The sequence below is a fragment of the Flavobacterium sp. RHBU_3 genome (genome assembly GCF_046613565.1).
Classification (GTDB): Bacteria; Bacteroidota; Bacteroidia; order Flavobacteriales; family Flavobacteriaceae; genus Flavobacterium.
Map to the genome: position 1 here is coordinate 291749 of NZ_JBKJHC010000006.1, position 15105 is coordinate 306853.

General features: G+C 40.2%; 15 protein-coding genes. 13 read left to right on the top strand and 2 right to left on the bottom strand.

All coding sequences use genetic code 11. The features are described from left to right. Positions 1–23: 23 nt before the first annotated feature. From ACLI1A_RS11015 to ACLI1A_RS11075, 13 genes are all read left to right on the top strand, one after another. Positions 24–959, top strand: coding sequence for a ring-cleaving dioxygenase (locus tag ACLI1A_RS11015; RefSeq protein WP_411408706.1), 936 nt, complete (start codon positions 24–26; stop codon positions 957–959). A 2-nt stretch (positions 960–961) separates the two neighbouring features. Continuing rightward, complete coding sequence (locus ACLI1A_RS11020; RefSeq protein WP_411408707.1) at positions 962–1267, top strand: GNAT family N-acetyltransferase; 306 nt, start codon at positions 962–964, stop codon at positions 1265–1267. Beyond that, a complete protein-coding gene (locus tag ACLI1A_RS11025) occupies positions 1260–1871 on the top strand; it encodes an alpha/beta hydrolase (RefSeq protein ID WP_411408708.1) in 612 nt (203 codons plus the stop codon). The genes ACLI1A_RS11020 and ACLI1A_RS11025 overlap by 8 nt, the downstream gene beginning before the upstream one ends. 83 nt (positions 1872–1954) lie before the next feature. Continuing rightward, entirely contained in the window at positions 1955–3538 is a 1584-nt protein-coding gene (locus ACLI1A_RS11030; protein ID WP_411408709.1) for a sigma 54-interacting transcriptional regulator, read from the top strand. 132 nt (positions 3539–3670) lie between these two features. Continuing rightward, on the top strand, positions 3671–4723 hold the full coding sequence (locus tag ACLI1A_RS11035; protein ID WP_411408710.1) for an alpha/beta hydrolase: 1053 nt from the start codon (positions 3671–3673) through the stop codon (positions 4721–4723). 63 nt (positions 4724–4786) lie between these two features. After that, the gene (locus tag ACLI1A_RS11040; RefSeq protein WP_411408711.1) at positions 4787–5104 is read left to right on the top strand and encodes a phosphoribosylpyrophosphate synthetase; all 318 of its coding nucleotides are present in this window, start codon (positions 4787–4789) and stop codon (positions 5102–5104) included. A gap of 60 nt (positions 5105–5164) precedes the next feature. Next, complete coding sequence (locus ACLI1A_RS11045) at positions 5165–5986, top strand: alpha/beta fold hydrolase (RefSeq protein ID WP_411408712.1); 822 nt, start codon at positions 5165–5167, stop codon at positions 5984–5986. Positions 5987–6605: 619 nt separating this feature from the next. After that, positions 6606–6914 (top strand): hypothetical protein, encoded by a 309-nt coding sequence (locus tag ACLI1A_RS11050; protein ID WP_411408713.1) that lies wholly within the window; start codon positions 6606–6608, stop codon positions 6912–6914. A gap of 95 nt (positions 6915–7009) precedes the next feature. Next, positions 7010–8572: a type I restriction-modification system subunit M gene (locus tag ACLI1A_RS11055; RefSeq protein ID WP_411408714.1), complete on the top strand. Its 1563-nt coding sequence runs from the start codon at positions 7010–7012 to the stop codon at positions 8570–8572. A 2-nt stretch (positions 8573–8574) separates the two neighbouring features. Next, positions 8575–9777, top strand: coding sequence for a restriction endonuclease subunit S (locus ACLI1A_RS11060; protein ID WP_411408715.1), 1203 nt, complete (start codon positions 8575–8577; stop codon positions 9775–9777). 15 nt (positions 9778–9792) lie between these two features. Then, positions 9793–9996, top strand: coding sequence for a hypothetical protein (locus tag ACLI1A_RS11065; RefSeq protein ID WP_411408716.1), 204 nt, complete (start codon positions 9793–9795; stop codon positions 9994–9996). 26 nt (positions 9997–10022) lie between these two features. Further along, positions 10023–11132, top strand: a complete 1110-nt coding sequence (locus ACLI1A_RS11070) for a pentapeptide repeat-containing protein (RefSeq protein ID WP_411408717.1) — start codon at positions 10023–10025, stop codon at positions 11130–11132. Between the two features lie 4 nt (positions 11133–11136). Next, positions 11137–13965 (top strand): type I restriction endonuclease subunit R, encoded by a 2829-nt coding sequence (locus tag ACLI1A_RS11075; RefSeq protein ID WP_411408718.1) that lies wholly within the window; start codon positions 11137–11139, stop codon positions 13963–13965. A 115-nt stretch (positions 13966–14080) separates the two neighbouring features. Here ACLI1A_RS11075 and ACLI1A_RS11080 read toward each other — a convergent pair whose 3' ends face one another. Next, positions 14081–14392, bottom strand: coding sequence for a hypothetical protein (locus ACLI1A_RS11080; RefSeq protein WP_411408719.1), 312 nt, complete (start codon positions 14390–14392; stop codon positions 14081–14083). 270 nt (positions 14393–14662) lie between these two features. After that, entirely contained in the window at positions 14663–14950 is a 288-nt protein-coding gene (locus tag ACLI1A_RS11085) for a hypothetical protein (RefSeq protein WP_411408720.1), read from the bottom strand. Between the last annotated feature and the right edge of the window lie 155 nt (positions 14951–15105).

Below are 15105 nucleotides of genomic sequence, written 5' to 3' on the forward strand. Positions count from 1 at the left end.
AAAATCAAAACAATAAATATCCCATGAAAAATAAGATACAAGGGCTGCACCATATTACAGCCATAGCAGGAAATGCAAAACAAAACCATGATTTTTATACCAAAATACTGGGACAACGCCTGGTAAAGAAAACTGTAAATTTTGACGATCCGGGTACCTACCATTTTTATTACGGTAATGAGCATGGCACCCCGGGCACACTGCTTACCTTCTTCCCGTGGGAAGGTATTGGCAAAGGTACTCCCGGCAACGGCATGGCTACCGAAATTACCTATAGTGTACCGGCCGGAAGCCTGGAGTTTTGGGAACAGCGCTTTAAAGAAAATAATGTCAGCTTTGGAGAAAAAGGAGAACGCTTTGGCGAAACTTACCTGCCATTTACAGATCCGGATGGGCTTAATCTAAGCTTTATTATACCTAAATCAGCCGATAATCGCGAAGCTTTTACCACGCCGGAAATTACTATAGATACTGCTGTCAAAGGGTTTCATAGCACCACGCTAAGCTTGGATAAAATAGAGCCTACGGCTAAAATACTTACCGAAATTTTTGGTTATACCCTACTGGCTCAGGAAGGTAACCGTTATCGTTTTGTAACTGATGCCGTAGAGAATGCTAATTACATCGACCTGCTGGAAATACCCGGTGGTAAACGTGGGTACAATGCCGGCGGTACTAATCATCACGTGGCGTTTAGAGTACCAGATGAGGAAACCCAGATGGCTTTCAGGGAACTTATCCTGGAGAAAAACTTTGGCATAACGCCAAAAATAGACCGTGATTACTTTTACTCATTGTATTTTCGTGAGCCGGGCGGCGTGCTGTTTGAAATAGCTACTGATAATCCCGGGTTTACTGTTGATGAACCGCTTAACGAATTAGGCACGCACCTGAAACTACCCAAACAACACGAATATTTGAGGGAACAACTGGAACAAACTTTACCTAAAATAGACTAATTATGGCTGAAATAAAACTGGAACTGGACGAACGCCTGCACGGTGCTTTTAACCTTTATGAAGAAAGCAACAAAATAGGCGAAATGGTAGTGTCTGTAAAAGACGATGTGCTTACGGTATACCATACTGAAGTGGCTGAAAGTGCTGGCGGTAAGGGATATGCAAAAGAACTGCTAAATACTATGGTGGCTTATGTTCGCGAAAACAATCTTAAAGTACGCCCGCTTTGCCCGTACGTGCATGCCCAGTTTAAAAGGCATCCGGATGAGTATAATGACATTTGGCTAAAAACAGACAAAGATGAATAATACAATAGTAACCGGCGCACCGCTTACTGCACAAAGTAAGGTGCTTATAATGATTCACGGCCGTGGCGCATCTGCCAGGGATATACTTTCTATAGCAAACTATCTTAACACCGACGGTTTTACCCTTGTTACTCCTCAGGCAGAGGGTAATACCTGGTATCCGTTATCGTTCCTGGCACCACCTGCCAACAACGAGCCTTACCTGTCAGCATCATTACAACAGGTAAGCGATACTGTAAAACAAGTGCTTGCCGAAGGCGTACCTGCCGAAAATATCTATTTCCTTGGTTTTTCTCAGGGTGCCTGTCTGGTAAGTGAATATACCGCCCGTAACGCTACCCGCTACGGCGGCATAGTAATATACACCGGCGGACTTATAGGCGATTTGGTAAATACACGAAACTACAACGGTCATTTTGCCGGAACCCCTGTATTTATAGGCACCAGTAACCCTGATTTCCACGTGCCGGTAGAGCGCGTGCAGGAAACAGTAAAAATTATGGAACAAATGGGTGCCAGCGTTACCCTTAAAATATACGATGGTATGCCGCATACCATAAGCCAGGACGAAATAGACCTGACTAATACACTTATTTTTAAATAAAATAAACTACTAAATATTTCCGAAAGAGAGCCGATGGTTCTCTTTTGGCTTTTAGTATTTTTACAAAAAACAAAACCATTACTATGCAACAACAAAAACCATCGGCAGCCGAAGCCCGACTTGCAGCAATGCAGGAACGGGAAAAGGAACTTTTATTGGTACAATCGGTTTGTAATGGTTTGCTCAGCATAAACAACCGCAAAGAGCTTTTACGGATTATTTCAGATAATTTACAGGAACATTTAGCATACAGCCAGCTTGCAATAGGCATTACTGATGTTTCTGAAAAAGAATACAATATATTCATTCATACCGATGAAAAGATACTTGCCGAAATTTCGGACATAAAAACACCTGTAAATGAAGGCTATTTCGCTGATGCAATGACCTCCGCAGACCCTATTATTCAGCCCTTACATAATACCAATTTTAAAAAAGGAACTACACCTCTTTTTATAGAAAAAGCTATTGGGGCGGGTATGCGGGAGATGGTTATATTTCCGTTACACCATCAAAAAAACAATCCTTCGGTATTGTATCTTTTTTTTAAAAGACCGGAAATGCTATCGCGTCAGGCAATAAGGCTATTACGCAGTCTCAATTTTCAGCTTTCACTTAGTGTTTCTAATATACTGCGTTCAGAAAAGATAATAATACCGGGTACAAACTCTACTGCCCTGTCGGTAGAAAATACGATTCCAATAGCCGGTAAAAGCGAAGCCATTATTGGTTACAGCAAGGCAATAGCACACGTAAAATACCTGGTGCAAACGGTAGCACCTACTACATCGGGCGTGCTACTTCTGGGTGAAAGCGGTACCGGTAAAGAAGTAATTGCAGCGGCTATCCATGAAACATCAGACAGGCGCAGTAAAAAAATGATAAAGGTAAACTGTGCCGCACTACCCGAAAATTTAATAGAAAGTGAACTGTTCGGGCATGAAAAAGGAAGCTTTACCGGAGCGGTACAACGTAAAACAGGTAAGTTTAAACTGGCAGATAACAGCACGCTATTTCTGGATGAAATAGGCGAATTGCCGCTGCAAATGCAAACTAAGCTGCTAAGAGTACTACAGGAAAATGAATTTGAACCCATAGGCAGCAGTACAACCATACGGGTTAATGTACGTATTATTGCTGCTACAAACCGTAACCTGGTTCAGGAGGTAGCTGCAGGACGTTTTAGAGCCGATTTATTTTATCGTTTAAATGTATTTCCTATAGAAATCCCTCCCCTGCGTGAACGCAAAGAAGATATAACGGTTTTAGGCCAACACTTCATTGATTTGTATTGCACAAAAAACAAGATAAAGCCCATTAAAATAGCCACAAAAGTTCAGGAGGCTATGCAGCTGTATACCTGGCCGGGTAACGTGCGCGAACTAAAACATATAATAGAACGGAGCATATTATTGGCTACAACCGGAACCATTACCAAAATGCATTTCTCGTATGTAAAAACCGCCGAATTACCGTACGCAGACGAGTATGAAATAAAACCACTACAAGAAATAGAAAAGGAATATATACTGCGTGCGATAAAACTTTGCAACGGGCGTATCTCCGGTCCTAACGGAGCCGCAATACGCTTAGGACTGCCACATACCACATTAATCTCAAGAATGCAGAAACTTGGGATAAGTAAAAATTTTATACACAAGAAATAATAAACAAAAAAATACGATATATCGTAATTTAAAGTTTCTTACGCAGCTTTAAAGCATTATAAAACAATGCTTTACACAAAAGGCATTTCTTTAGCATAATGATTATTAAATAATTCTTTTATCAAAATCATTATGAAATCTAAAGTAACACTTAAAACAATCATTACCGGTATTGCTGCACTTACGGTAACCACCTTTGCAACTGCCCAAACTATCGTTCCTGCGGCACAAGACCCAAACATAGGCAGAGAAACCAAAGAATTTCTTAATGCACTAAATAGCGGTGGCGGAAAACCGCTGGAGCAAATGACACCTGAGGAAGCCCGACTGGTATTGGTAAATGCACAAAAATCGGTAAACTTTGATTATTCAGATATTGAAGAGTCAGAGAGAATCATAAACCAGGACGGACAGCGTATAAAAATCCACGTTGTAAAACCTAAGGGTGCTAAACCGGGTTTACCGGTATTTATGTTTTTCCATGGTGGTGGCTGGATCCTAGGCGACTACCCTACCCACAAGAGACTGGTGCGCGACCTTGTAGTAAACAGTGGTGCCGTAGCCGTATTTCCAGACTATACTCCGTCGCCGGAAGCACGCTACCCTGTAGCCATTAACCAAGCGTATGCTGCAACAAAATGGGTAGCTGAGCACGGCAAGGAAATTGGCGTAGACAGCTCTAAAATGGCCGTAGCAGGAAATAGCGTAGGCGGAAATATGGCAGCTGTTGTGGCACTAATGGCTAAAGATAAAAAAGGTCCTAAATTAAGTTTCCAACTACTGTTATGGCCGGTCACCGATGCTGATTTCACCCGTAAATCGTACACGACTTTTGCGCAGGAACGTTTTCTTACTACTCCGCTAATGAAATGGATGTGGGATAATTACACTACCGACCTTACACAACGTAAAGAAAAATACGCATCGCCATTACAGGCTTCGTTAGATGAGCTAAAAGATCTTCCTCCAGCCTTGGTTCAGGTAGCCGAAAACGACATACTGCATGACGAAGGTGTGGCTTACGCCCGCAAACTAGACGAAGCCGGCGTGCCAACTACTATTACAGAATACAAAGGCTTTATACACGACTACGGTATGCTTAACCCACTCGAACATATACCTGCTGTACAAACATCAGTACAACAAGCGGCAGTAGCTTTAAAAACTGCTCTTTTTAAAAAGTAATGTTTAAAAAAAACTTAAAACACAGTACATCAAACTACTGTTTCTCTAAAAATCAGTAACTTAATGGAAAACTATACTCCCGCCTTTGATACCGTTACGGAAGCCTTGCAATGGCTTAACAAAGAAGGCTATACTGTAGACTTTAACCTTGAACAGGATTGTATAAGCTTTAACAACAAAAATAAATCTGTAGCTCCCGGTGATTTTACCATTGAATATTCCTTTCGGTTTGAAGGCGATACTGATCCGGGAGATGAAGACATTGTGTATGGTATTAAGTCTGAAACCTTTGGTATTAAAGGAGTGATGATAAGCGCATATGGTACGTATGCTGAAAGTTTATCAACCGAAATGCTCAGCAAACTAATTACCCATATCTAAACCTACAAGCCAGTATACAACGAAAAATAAATTAATCATAACCATTAAAAATTTAAAACAATGAGCACATTAACATTAAAAGACGGAACAGAGATTTTTTACAAAGACCAGGGAAAAGGACCTGTATTGATGTTTCACCACGGGTGGCCGTTATCATCAGATGACTGGGACGCACAAGTAATTTTCTTTCTTCAAAGGGGGTACAGAGTAATTACTCACGACAGAAGGGGCCATGGCCGTTCCAGTCAGAACATTTACAATCACACCATTGAACAGTACGCATCTGACGTAGCTGAATTAGTAGATTTCCTTAAATTAACTGATGTTATCCACATTGGTCACTCTACCGGAGGTGGCGAAGTTATTCGATACGCTAACAAATATGCTAAAGGAAGAGCTAAAAAAGCGGTATTAATAAGTGCTGTTCCACCGGTAATGGTAAAAAGCGAAAGCAACCCGGATGGTGTTCCAATGGAAGTTTTTGATAATATCAGAGAGCAAACATTAAACAACAGGAACCAATTTTATTTTGATTTGACTTTTCCTTTCTACGGTTATAACAGAGAGGGCGCCGATGTAAAAGATGGAATCCAGAGAAACTGGTGGAGACAAGGTATGATGGGTGGAATTGTTGCTCATTATGATGGTATAAAAGCGTTCTCTGAAACTGATTTCACTGAGGATTTGAAGGCCGTAGATATTCCGGTTTTGGTACTTCACGGAGAAGACGACCAAATTGTGCCCATAGAAAACTCCGCTTTAAAATCTGCAAAACTTTTAAAAAACGGAAAACTTATTACTTATCCCGGATTCTCTCATGGAATGCCAACTACGGAACACGAAACAATCAACCAAGACCTTTTGGAATTCATTCAATCTTAATTTGTAACCCTTAAAAAATATCTTCTATATTTTAAATGGTAAACATGTCTTCTAAATTTAGAGCAATTATTGTAAAACATTCAAACTAATATTAAAACTCGCACAATCAGTGCGAGTTTTTTAGTTAACAGTATTTCTTTATATATCAAAATGATATATAAATTTTTACTTCAAAGTGCAACATCTAATAAACAAAACAATTTGCTTGTATTTGTAGTATAAGTATTTCCTTTCTACATAGTGATAGAAATTCCGTTGATTTCATAATACGTCCTTCAACACGAAAAATACTGTGCGACGACCCAAATCTCAAGCTGCTCTTCTTCACCCAAAAATGGACGTTTGACAAATATTGAGTATCTTTGAAAACATAACCTGTTTTGGCGTTCTTACAAACCTTAGAAAACCCTGTTTTGTTTGTCTTTTTTTGTGATTTTTGGCTGTTTTTTGTACCCCCATTGTACCCCGGGTTCAGGAAAAGCCTGTAAATACTGGGTTGCAACTTTCTGCATCGGCAAATAGCAGGCACAAAGTATCACAGATTTACGCCAAAGTGGTAGACGAAGCAAAACGCGAGGCTGCTGATAAGATTAAACTGAAATTTTAAAAACCAATCAATATGAAGTACACAGTAATTGCTATTTATTTTGTTAAGCAAGACCAGGAAAATCCTTCCTTAAAAGTTGGTCAAGATGTTACGAGTTATCTTGTACCAAACAGAATTAAAGCGAGTTTTAATTCAATATCAAAGAGCATAATAGTCCACGAAATCGTTGACCCTGCAACAAAGAAAAGAATTGACCCGTACCCAGGAGTACCCAAGGAATTAATTGTAATTGTAGAAAATAATGAAACCAAAGAAATTTCACACTATACATTTCCTGAAGCTGCTACAGGCCATCATACTGTTCACGTTAATATACCCTAAGTCATTTACAGTTGTCAAGTAGTACTTACAACTGAATAGATGTTTAATCCCACCAACCAACCCTAATATTACCCTAAGGTACAAACACAAACCACATGAGCGAAGAACAAAAACGGCTGCTGGAAGCGCAGCTTTGGAACATAGCAAACGAACTGCGCGGCAAAATGGATGCCGACGAATTTAGGGATTACATACTGGGCTTTATATTTTATAAATACCTGAGCGAAAAACAACTGCTGTTTGCCAACAGGCTGCTGGAAACCGAAACCGTAAAAGACTACACCCTGGTAACCGATGCCGAAGACCTTGCCGCTATTAAGGAAGAAAGCCTGCTGCACCTGGGCTACTACCTTAAACCCGGCGAACTCTTTGATGCCATAGCCCAAAAGGGCAACGCCAATACCGAGCACGAAAGCGACTTTATACTGGAAGACCTTAAAGGCATACTAAACAGTATAGAGCAAAGCACTATGGGCACCGATAGCGAAGACGACTTTAACAAGCTCTTTGAAGACCTTGACCTTAACAGCACCAAGCTGGGGCGCAGCGTAGAAGTGCGAAACAAGCTGATAAGCAAAATACTGGGGCACCTTAGCAAAATAGACTTTGAGCTTGGCAACGCAAACAGCGATGTGCTGGGCGATGCCTACGAGTACCTTATAGCCCAGTTTGCCAGCGGAGCCGGTAAAAAGGCAGGCGAATTTTATACCCCGCAGCAGGTAAGCAAGGTGCTTGCCGGTATAGTTACGGCAGGCAAGGCACGCCTGCGCAGCGTGTACGACCCTACCTGTGGCAGCGGCTCGTTACTACTGCGTGTGGCACGCGAGGCCGATGTAGAGGAGTTTTACGGGCAGGAGCTAAACCGCACCACCTACAACCTGGCGCGCATGAACATGATACTGCACGATGTACACTTTAGCCGTTTTGACATAAGGCAAGACGATACCCTGGAAAACCCGCACCATACCGAAAAACGTTTTGAGGCCATAGTGGCAAACCCGCCCTTTAGCGCCAAGTGGAAAGGCAAAGACAACCCGCTAAACGAAACCGACGAGCGTTTTAGCCAGTACGGAAAGTTGGCACCCGGCAGCAAGGCCGATTTTGCCTTTGTGCAGCACATGGTATACCACCTTGCCGATAACGGTACTATGGCGTGCGTACTGCCCCACGGCGTACTGTTTAGGGGCGCGGCAGAGGGCACCATACGCGAATACCTTATAAAAAAGCTAAACTACCTGGATGCCGTTATAGGCTTGCCGGCAAATATATTTTACGGTACCGGCATACCCACCTGCATACTGGTAATAAGCAAGTGCCGCACCCAGCCCGATAACATACTGTTTATAGATGCCAGCCAGGGATATGAAAAAGTGGGCAACCAAAACCGCCTTACCGAAGACCATATAGACAAGATACTTACCACCTACCGCAACCGCGAAGCTATAGACAAATACAGCCACGTGGCTACGTTAGACGAAGTAGCAGCAAACGACTACAACCTGAACATACCGCGCTATGTAAACACCTTTGAGGAAGAAGAACAAATAGACATAGCCGCTATAGCCACCCAGCTGCACGCGCTGGAAGAAAGCATGGCAGCCACCGATGCCCAGATAGCCGCCTTTTGTAAAGAACTAAACCTACCTACACCGTTTTAACTATGGCACAGCACACTACACCAAAGTTGCGCTTCCCGGAGTTTAGCGGGGCGTGGGAAAAAGATAGATTTGGGAGAATAGCTGAAAAATCAAAGGAAAAATATAATCCTATAAGTTCAGATAACTTACCATGTATAGAATTAGATTGTATTGAATCTGCGACAGGAATTCTTTTGAATACATATAATTCAAATCAACAGAAAAGCATAAAAAACCGCTTTTACAAAAATGAAATATTATTTGGTAAACTCAGACCTTATTTAAAAAAATTTTATAAACCAGACTTCGACGGAGTATGCTCGTCTGAATTTTGGGTATTACGAGGTAAGAAATTAGACAATAGTTTCTTATACCATATAATAAATTCTCCAAAGTTTAATTTTGAAATGAACATCACTTCTGGTTCTAAAATGCCACGCGCAGAATGGGATTACATTTCCGAAATTGTTTTCAACTTCCCCACCCTACCGGAGCAGCAAAAGATAGCCTCGTTTTTATCGGCGGCAGATAAAAAGCTGGAGCAGCTACAGCAAAAGAAAACCCTGCTGGAGCAGTACAAAAAAGGTATGATGCAAAAACTCTTTAGCCAGCAAATACGCTTTAAGGATGATGAGGGTAAGGATTTCCCGGAGTGGGAAGAAGTACAATTAAAAGATATTCTTTATGAACATAAAGAAAGAAATTTAAACAAGCAGATTGACGAAGTATTTTCTGTCGCAAAACACAAAGGCGTAGTAAACCAAATAGAACATTTAGGACGTTCGTACGCAGCTGATGACACCTCTAATTATAAAGCAGTGTATCCATTTGATGTAATTTACACCAAAAGCCCCACAAGTGATTTTCCTTTTGGAATCATTAAGCAAAATAAAACTGGTAGAAAAGGAATTGTTTCAACTTTGTACGGTGTATTCACGCCAAAAAATCAGAATATTGGGTTAATTTTAGATACATATTTTGCGACTTGGGAAAATACATATAACTATCTAAACCCTCTTGTACAAAAAGGAGCTAAGAATACAATGAATATAAATAATGAAGACTTCTTAAATGGGGCTTACTTAAAAATACCGTCATCGGAAAAAGAACAAACCAAGATAGCGGAGTTCCTTACGGCTATAGATGCCAAGATAGCCGCGGTAAGCGCGCAGGTTGCTGCCGCCAAAGGGTTTAAAAAAGGGCTGTTGCAGCAAATGTTTGTGTAATTAAAAATTCTTAATATGTTAACAACAAGAAGATTACAAGAGTTAGGTTTCAAAATTAAAGGTAAGGGCTATAACTGGTATATGCAGAAAGGCAATTTTTGTTTATTTCCAATGAATGGCAGTTGGGCAATAGGGTCAGATTTTGGCACTTTAGCTACGGGAGCAGATGGGATTATTTTATGTATTGATACTGAAGAACAGCTTGAAAAGTCAATGTGAGAATTGAGTAAATAAATACAAACCAAATGGCAAGGCAACAAATAAATTCACAAGAAGATTTTGAAAACAAATTTACCCGAACAAATGTCGGGGAACTGAATTTGTCTTTTAGAGACACTGACTTCAATATAGACATAGAAGTGAAGGAGACTGTTAATCAAGCATCTTTTTATAACTGCAACTTCCATAAAGATTTTTGTTTAAATACTACCGTTAACAAGAGTATCACAATTGATGAATGCATCTTTGAAAAAGAATTCGATATTCAGAACTCAAAGTTTTTAGGTAAAGCACGCTTGCAACGTTGCCACTTTAAAGGGGAAACTTATTTCAGTAATAGTAGTTTCTCAGACCTCGCTGATTTTTGGCGCTCTACTTTTTATAAAAAAACAATATTTTACAAGGTAGACTTTAATAAAACTACGGTTTTCTCAGCAGCTACATTCAAAGAAAATGTTTTATTCACCTACACATTAATTGAAAAATTAATAATTTTTAGAGGCACAAAAGTTGAAAAAGGTTTCGATTTATCTTTAGCGATAATCTCGGGAAAAATAGGTCTGTTTAACTTTAACTTAAAAAATTATGAAAGTATAGACAAAAAAATTACAGAAGATGTGTATGAAAATTCTGTGTCAGTTACTGCTGAAATACCTGTAAAAAACAAAAGAGAAACTTTTAGAATTCTTAAAGACAATTTAGAATCCCAGAAAAATTTAGCAGAGTCATTGGAGTTCAAAACCATTGAAAAACAAATACTACTAAAAGAACTGTGGGTAGATTTAAATTTCCCAAGATTTTTTGACGTATTGAATTTAGGATTGAACTGGCTATCTAATAAAAATGGTAACTCTTACGGAAGAGCATTTTTATTTACAGCAGGATTTGGATTACTATTTTTTTATTTTTCATTAATTTCCTTAGACCGATTTTCATTTACGATAATTCCAAGTGAATGGGCATTCGATATAAGTTTTAGATATTTTATGGAGTTTTTAAATCCAATCCATAAATTTGATTATTTAGGCACTGAAACCGATCTATCAAAAGGGTTTTACGTTTTAGATTTTACCGGTAAAGCATTTATTGGTTACGGTATTTATCAGTTTATCCAGGCTTTTAGAAAATATAAGTAAACCTATGACCAAACAACCCGAATACATTTTAGAAGAAAACTTAGTAACCCAGCTGTTAGGCTTGGGCTATAAAAAGGTAACCATAAAAGATGAAACCGAACTTATAGCCAACCTTAAAACCCAACTGGAGCTGCACAACCATACCACCCTTAGCCCGGCAGAGTTTAAGCAGGTACTAAACCACCTGGCTAAGGGTAATATTTTTGAAAAGGCAAAAACCCTGCGCGATAAAGTTGCCTATACAAAAGACAACAGCGATACCGGCTACCTGGAGCTGGTAAACCAAGTACACTGGTGCCAAAACCAGTATCAGGTTACCCACCAGATTACTATGGAGGGTATGTACAAAAACCGCTATGATGTAACCATACTGGTAAACGGCCTGCCCCTGGTACAAATAGAACTGAAACGCCGTGGCCTGGAACTAAAGGAAGCCTTTAACCAAACAGGGCGTTATGAGGGGCACAGCTACCACACCGGCAGCGGGCTTTTTGGCTACGTACAGCTCTTTGTAATAAGCAACGGGGTAAATACCAAGTACTATGCTAATGCCCCGCTAAACCAGCGCAGCTTTAAGCAAACCTTCTTTTGGGCAAACCCCGATAACAGCCTTATTACCCAGCTACAGGATTTTGCCAATGTGTTTTTAGAGCCGTGCCAGCTAAGCAAAATGATAACCAAATACATAGTGCTAAATGAGTCGGCCAAGATGCTTATGGCACTGCGCCCCTATCAGTACTATGCGGTAGAGGCTATAGTAGACCGGGTAAAAACCACTACAAAGGCGGGCTATATTTGGCATACCACGGGTTCGGGTAAAACGCTAACCTCGTTTAAGGCAGCCCAAATACTCACTAACCTGGATGAGGTGCACAAGGTAGTGTTTGTAGTAGACCGCAAAGACCTGGATTACCAAACAATAAAGGAGTTTAACTCCTTTAGCGATGGCAGCGTAGACGGCACCACAAACACCGGCGCGCTGGTTAAGCAGTTTAGCAACGACACCAAGCTGATAGTTACCACTATACAAAAACTAAACACCGCCGTACTAAAAGAAAAGCACGCTACCCTTATGGGCAAGCTAAAGGATAAGCGCATAGTGTTTATTTTTGACGAGTGCCACCGCAGCCAGTTTGGCGATACCCACAAGCGTATAAAAGAGTACTTTACTAATGCGCAAATGTTTGGGTTTACCGGCACGCCTATTTTTGCAGACAATGCCGCCAAAAACGACCACGGCAAGCGCACTACTAAAGACCTTTTTGAAGACTGCCTGCACAAATACGTGATTACCGATGCCATTAAAGACCAAAACGTACTAAAGTTTAGCATAGAGTACATTCGCACCTTTAAAGGCAAAGAGGGCATTGACGATATAGATATAGAAGACATAGACCGCGCCGAGGTTATGGAAGCCCCGCAAAGGCTAAACGCCGTAGCCGATTACATAATAGCCAATCATGCCCGTAAAACGCACAACAGGGCATTTACGGCTATGTTTTGCGTTCAGGATGTAAGTATGCTTACCCAGTATTACGACCTGCTTAAAGCCAAAAAACAGGAGGGTAAGCACGATTTAAAAATTGCCACTATTTTCTCGTACGAGGCAAACCCCGATTTAGAGGATGCCGATGGTTTTATAGAGGAGGAAAATTTAAAATTCCTGGGCGAACCTGAGCCACAATATGGCAAGGTACACCCACGCGAAAAGCTGGAAACCTACATAGCCGATTATAACGGTATGTTTGGCAGTAATTACACCACTAACGAGTTTTACCTGTACTATAACGACATTGCAAAACGCGTAAAACAAAAACAGATTGATATACTGCTGGTGGTAAATATGTTTCTTACCGGGTTTGACAGCAAAACATTAAATACCATTTACGTAGATAAAAACCTGAAATACCACGGGCTTATACAGGCGTATTCGCGCACAAACCGCATTTTAAACGAAGTAAAATCGCAGGGTAATGTAGTTTGTTTCCGCAATCTTAAAGAGGCCACAGATAAGGCTATAGAGCTTTTTGCCAATAAAGATGCCGTTGAGGTTATTGTGCTTAAACCCTACGAAAACTACATAGCCGATTTTGAAAAGGCAGTAGAAAAATTATTGGAGATAGCCCCAACGGTAAACAGCGTAAACGACCTGCCCAGTGAGGCCGAAATACTGGAGTTTGTTACGGCGTTTAGGGAACTAATGCGCCTTAAAAACGTACTGGGTACTTTTACCGAATTTAGGTTTGATGATTTGCCCATAACCGAGCAGGATTTTGAAGACTACAAAGGCAAGTACCTCGACATTCGCGATGTAGTTAAGAACGATAAAGAAAAGGTTTCTATACTAAACGACATAGATTTTGAACTGGAGCTTATACACCGCGACGAGATTAACGTGGTGTATATTCTTAATCTGCTGGTAAAACTTAAAGAAACTACCAGCAAAGCCGACCGCGAAAAGCAGCAGAAAACCATTGCCGATATTATGGCAGGCGATACGAGGTTACGAAGCAAAAAAGAACTCATAGAAAAATTTATACTGCAAAACCTGCCGTATATAGAAGACAGCACCACGCTTACAGACCAGTTTGAAACCTACTGGAATTTAGAAAAACTACGCGCCATAGAGCACCTGGCTACAGACGAAAACCTCAATTTTGATAAATTACAGGTATTGGTAGGCAAGTATTTGTTTACCCAAAAACAACCGCTACGCGAAGATATTATAGAGGTAATGAACCAAAGGCCGGGGTTAAAAGACCGCGCCACCATTACCCAGCGCATTTTAGATAAAATAGTAGACTTTGTAGAAACCTTTGTAGAGGGGATGTAAGCTAAATTACTGAGTAAAGAATTTCAATGAATATAATAAGCGTTATACAATTTCAATTGAGTAGTCCTAAAAAATGTATTTTTACTAGTATTAATCCTGTATCGTTATTTTAGGACTAGTCACTTTGAGGGGTGCTGGATAATTCATACCTCATTATTTGCTTTGAATAAGCATCTGTTACCAAGTGTAAATACTCATAACCCTCTTTGGTTTGAAGATAAGTAATATCAGCAACCCATAACTGTTCAGGCATAGACAATTCTATATTTTTAGCTATGTTGGGATGCTTCCTTAGCCAATGCTTAGAGTTTGTGGTTTTGGTGTATTTCCTTCTTCTGCCAACTAATAAATATTCTTCTTTTAAAATACTGAATAATTTGTCCCTGCCAATTTTTACATTTCTCTCTTGTAAAGATTTATTCATCATAAAATACAATTTTCGTGTTCCTATTCTTGGAAGCTGCCTTCGTATATTCATGACTAAAGACTTTACAAGTTTGCGCTCATATGCTTTTTGAAGATGATTATCATTCTTCTTATAAAAAGCTTGTTTACTGTAACCAAACAATCTACACAAACGGTTTACTGAGGCTTCTGGTTCTTGTTGTGTAAGTTCCCGGACGGCTTGGTGCCAGACTTTTTTACTATTTTGATATTTAGTTCACGCTCAGCTATATTGATGAACTTTTTCATCAGTTCAACAATATAGCTTAGATTGACGTAATGCTTCTTCAAGTTCTTTTATGCGCTGTTTATCAAGATCTTTCATAGGTCTACCTTTGACTAAATGGGTTGGGTAGGTAAATTTACCATTTTTTTTCAACCAGCGCGGAATACATCCATTGCCACGAATGTCATATTTGCGCTGAAGCTGATCCTTATTGAAAAAACCCCGCTCGTATTCTTCAACAACTAAGCGTTTAAAATTTTCACTGTAAATTCTTGGAGGATCACTTTGAACTCGTAATTCTCTTTTGTTGTCCATAGTATTTAATGTTATGGTCAACTTTTTTCAGGACGAGACAGGCATATAAAAAACTATCTGATGTAGATAGGGGGTTTTTAAAGACTCGAGGCAATAAGCAGCACCGACCTGGCAAATGCGATGAACCGAGGCCAAAGGCCGAACACATCGCACTA

Coding starts and splice junctions, on each gene's coding strand:
- ACLI1A_RS11015 (WP_411408706.1), top strand. CDS start 24: ATGAAAAATAAGATACAAGGGCTGCACCATATTACAGCCATAGCAGGA.
- ACLI1A_RS11020 (WP_411408707.1), top strand. CDS start 962: ATGGCTGAAATAAAACTGGAACTGGACGAACGCCTGCACGGTGCTTTT.
- ACLI1A_RS11025 (WP_411408708.1), top strand. CDS start 1,260: ATGAATAATACAATAGTAACCGGCGCACCGCTTACTGCACAAAGTAAG.
- ACLI1A_RS11030 (WP_411408709.1), top strand. CDS start 1,955: ATGCAACAACAAAAACCATCGGCAGCCGAAGCCCGACTTGCAGCAATG.
- ACLI1A_RS11035 (WP_411408710.1), top strand. CDS start 3,671: ATGAAATCTAAAGTAACACTTAAAACAATCATTACCGGTATTGCTGCA.
- ACLI1A_RS11040 (WP_411408711.1), top strand. CDS start 4,787: ATGGAAAACTATACTCCCGCCTTTGATACCGTTACGGAAGCCTTGCAA.
- ACLI1A_RS11045 (WP_411408712.1), top strand. CDS start 5,165: ATGAGCACATTAACATTAAAAGACGGAACAGAGATTTTTTACAAAGAC.
- ACLI1A_RS11050 (WP_411408713.1), top strand. CDS start 6,606: ATGAAGTACACAGTAATTGCTATTTATTTTGTTAAGCAAGACCAGGAA.
- ACLI1A_RS11055 (WP_411408714.1), top strand. CDS start 7,010: ATGAGCGAAGAACAAAAACGGCTGCTGGAAGCGCAGCTTTGGAACATA.
- ACLI1A_RS11060 (WP_411408715.1), top strand. CDS start 8,575: ATGGCACAGCACACTACACCAAAGTTGCGCTTCCCGGAGTTTAGCGGG.
- ACLI1A_RS11065 (WP_411408716.1), top strand. CDS start 9,793: ATGTTAACAACAAGAAGATTACAAGAGTTAGGTTTCAAAATTAAAGGT.
- ACLI1A_RS11070 (WP_411408717.1), top strand. CDS start 10,023: ATGGCAAGGCAACAAATAAATTCACAAGAAGATTTTGAAAACAAATTT.
- ACLI1A_RS11075 (WP_411408718.1), top strand. CDS start 11,137: ATGACCAAACAACCCGAATACATTTTAGAAGAAAACTTAGTAACCCAG.
- ACLI1A_RS11080 (WP_411408719.1), bottom strand. CDS start 14,392: ATGATGAATAAATCTTTACAAGAGAGAAATGTAAAAATTGGCAGGGAC.
- ACLI1A_RS11085 (WP_411408720.1), bottom strand. CDS start 14,950: ATGGACAACAAAAGAGAATTACGAGTTCAAAGTGATCCTCCAAGAATT.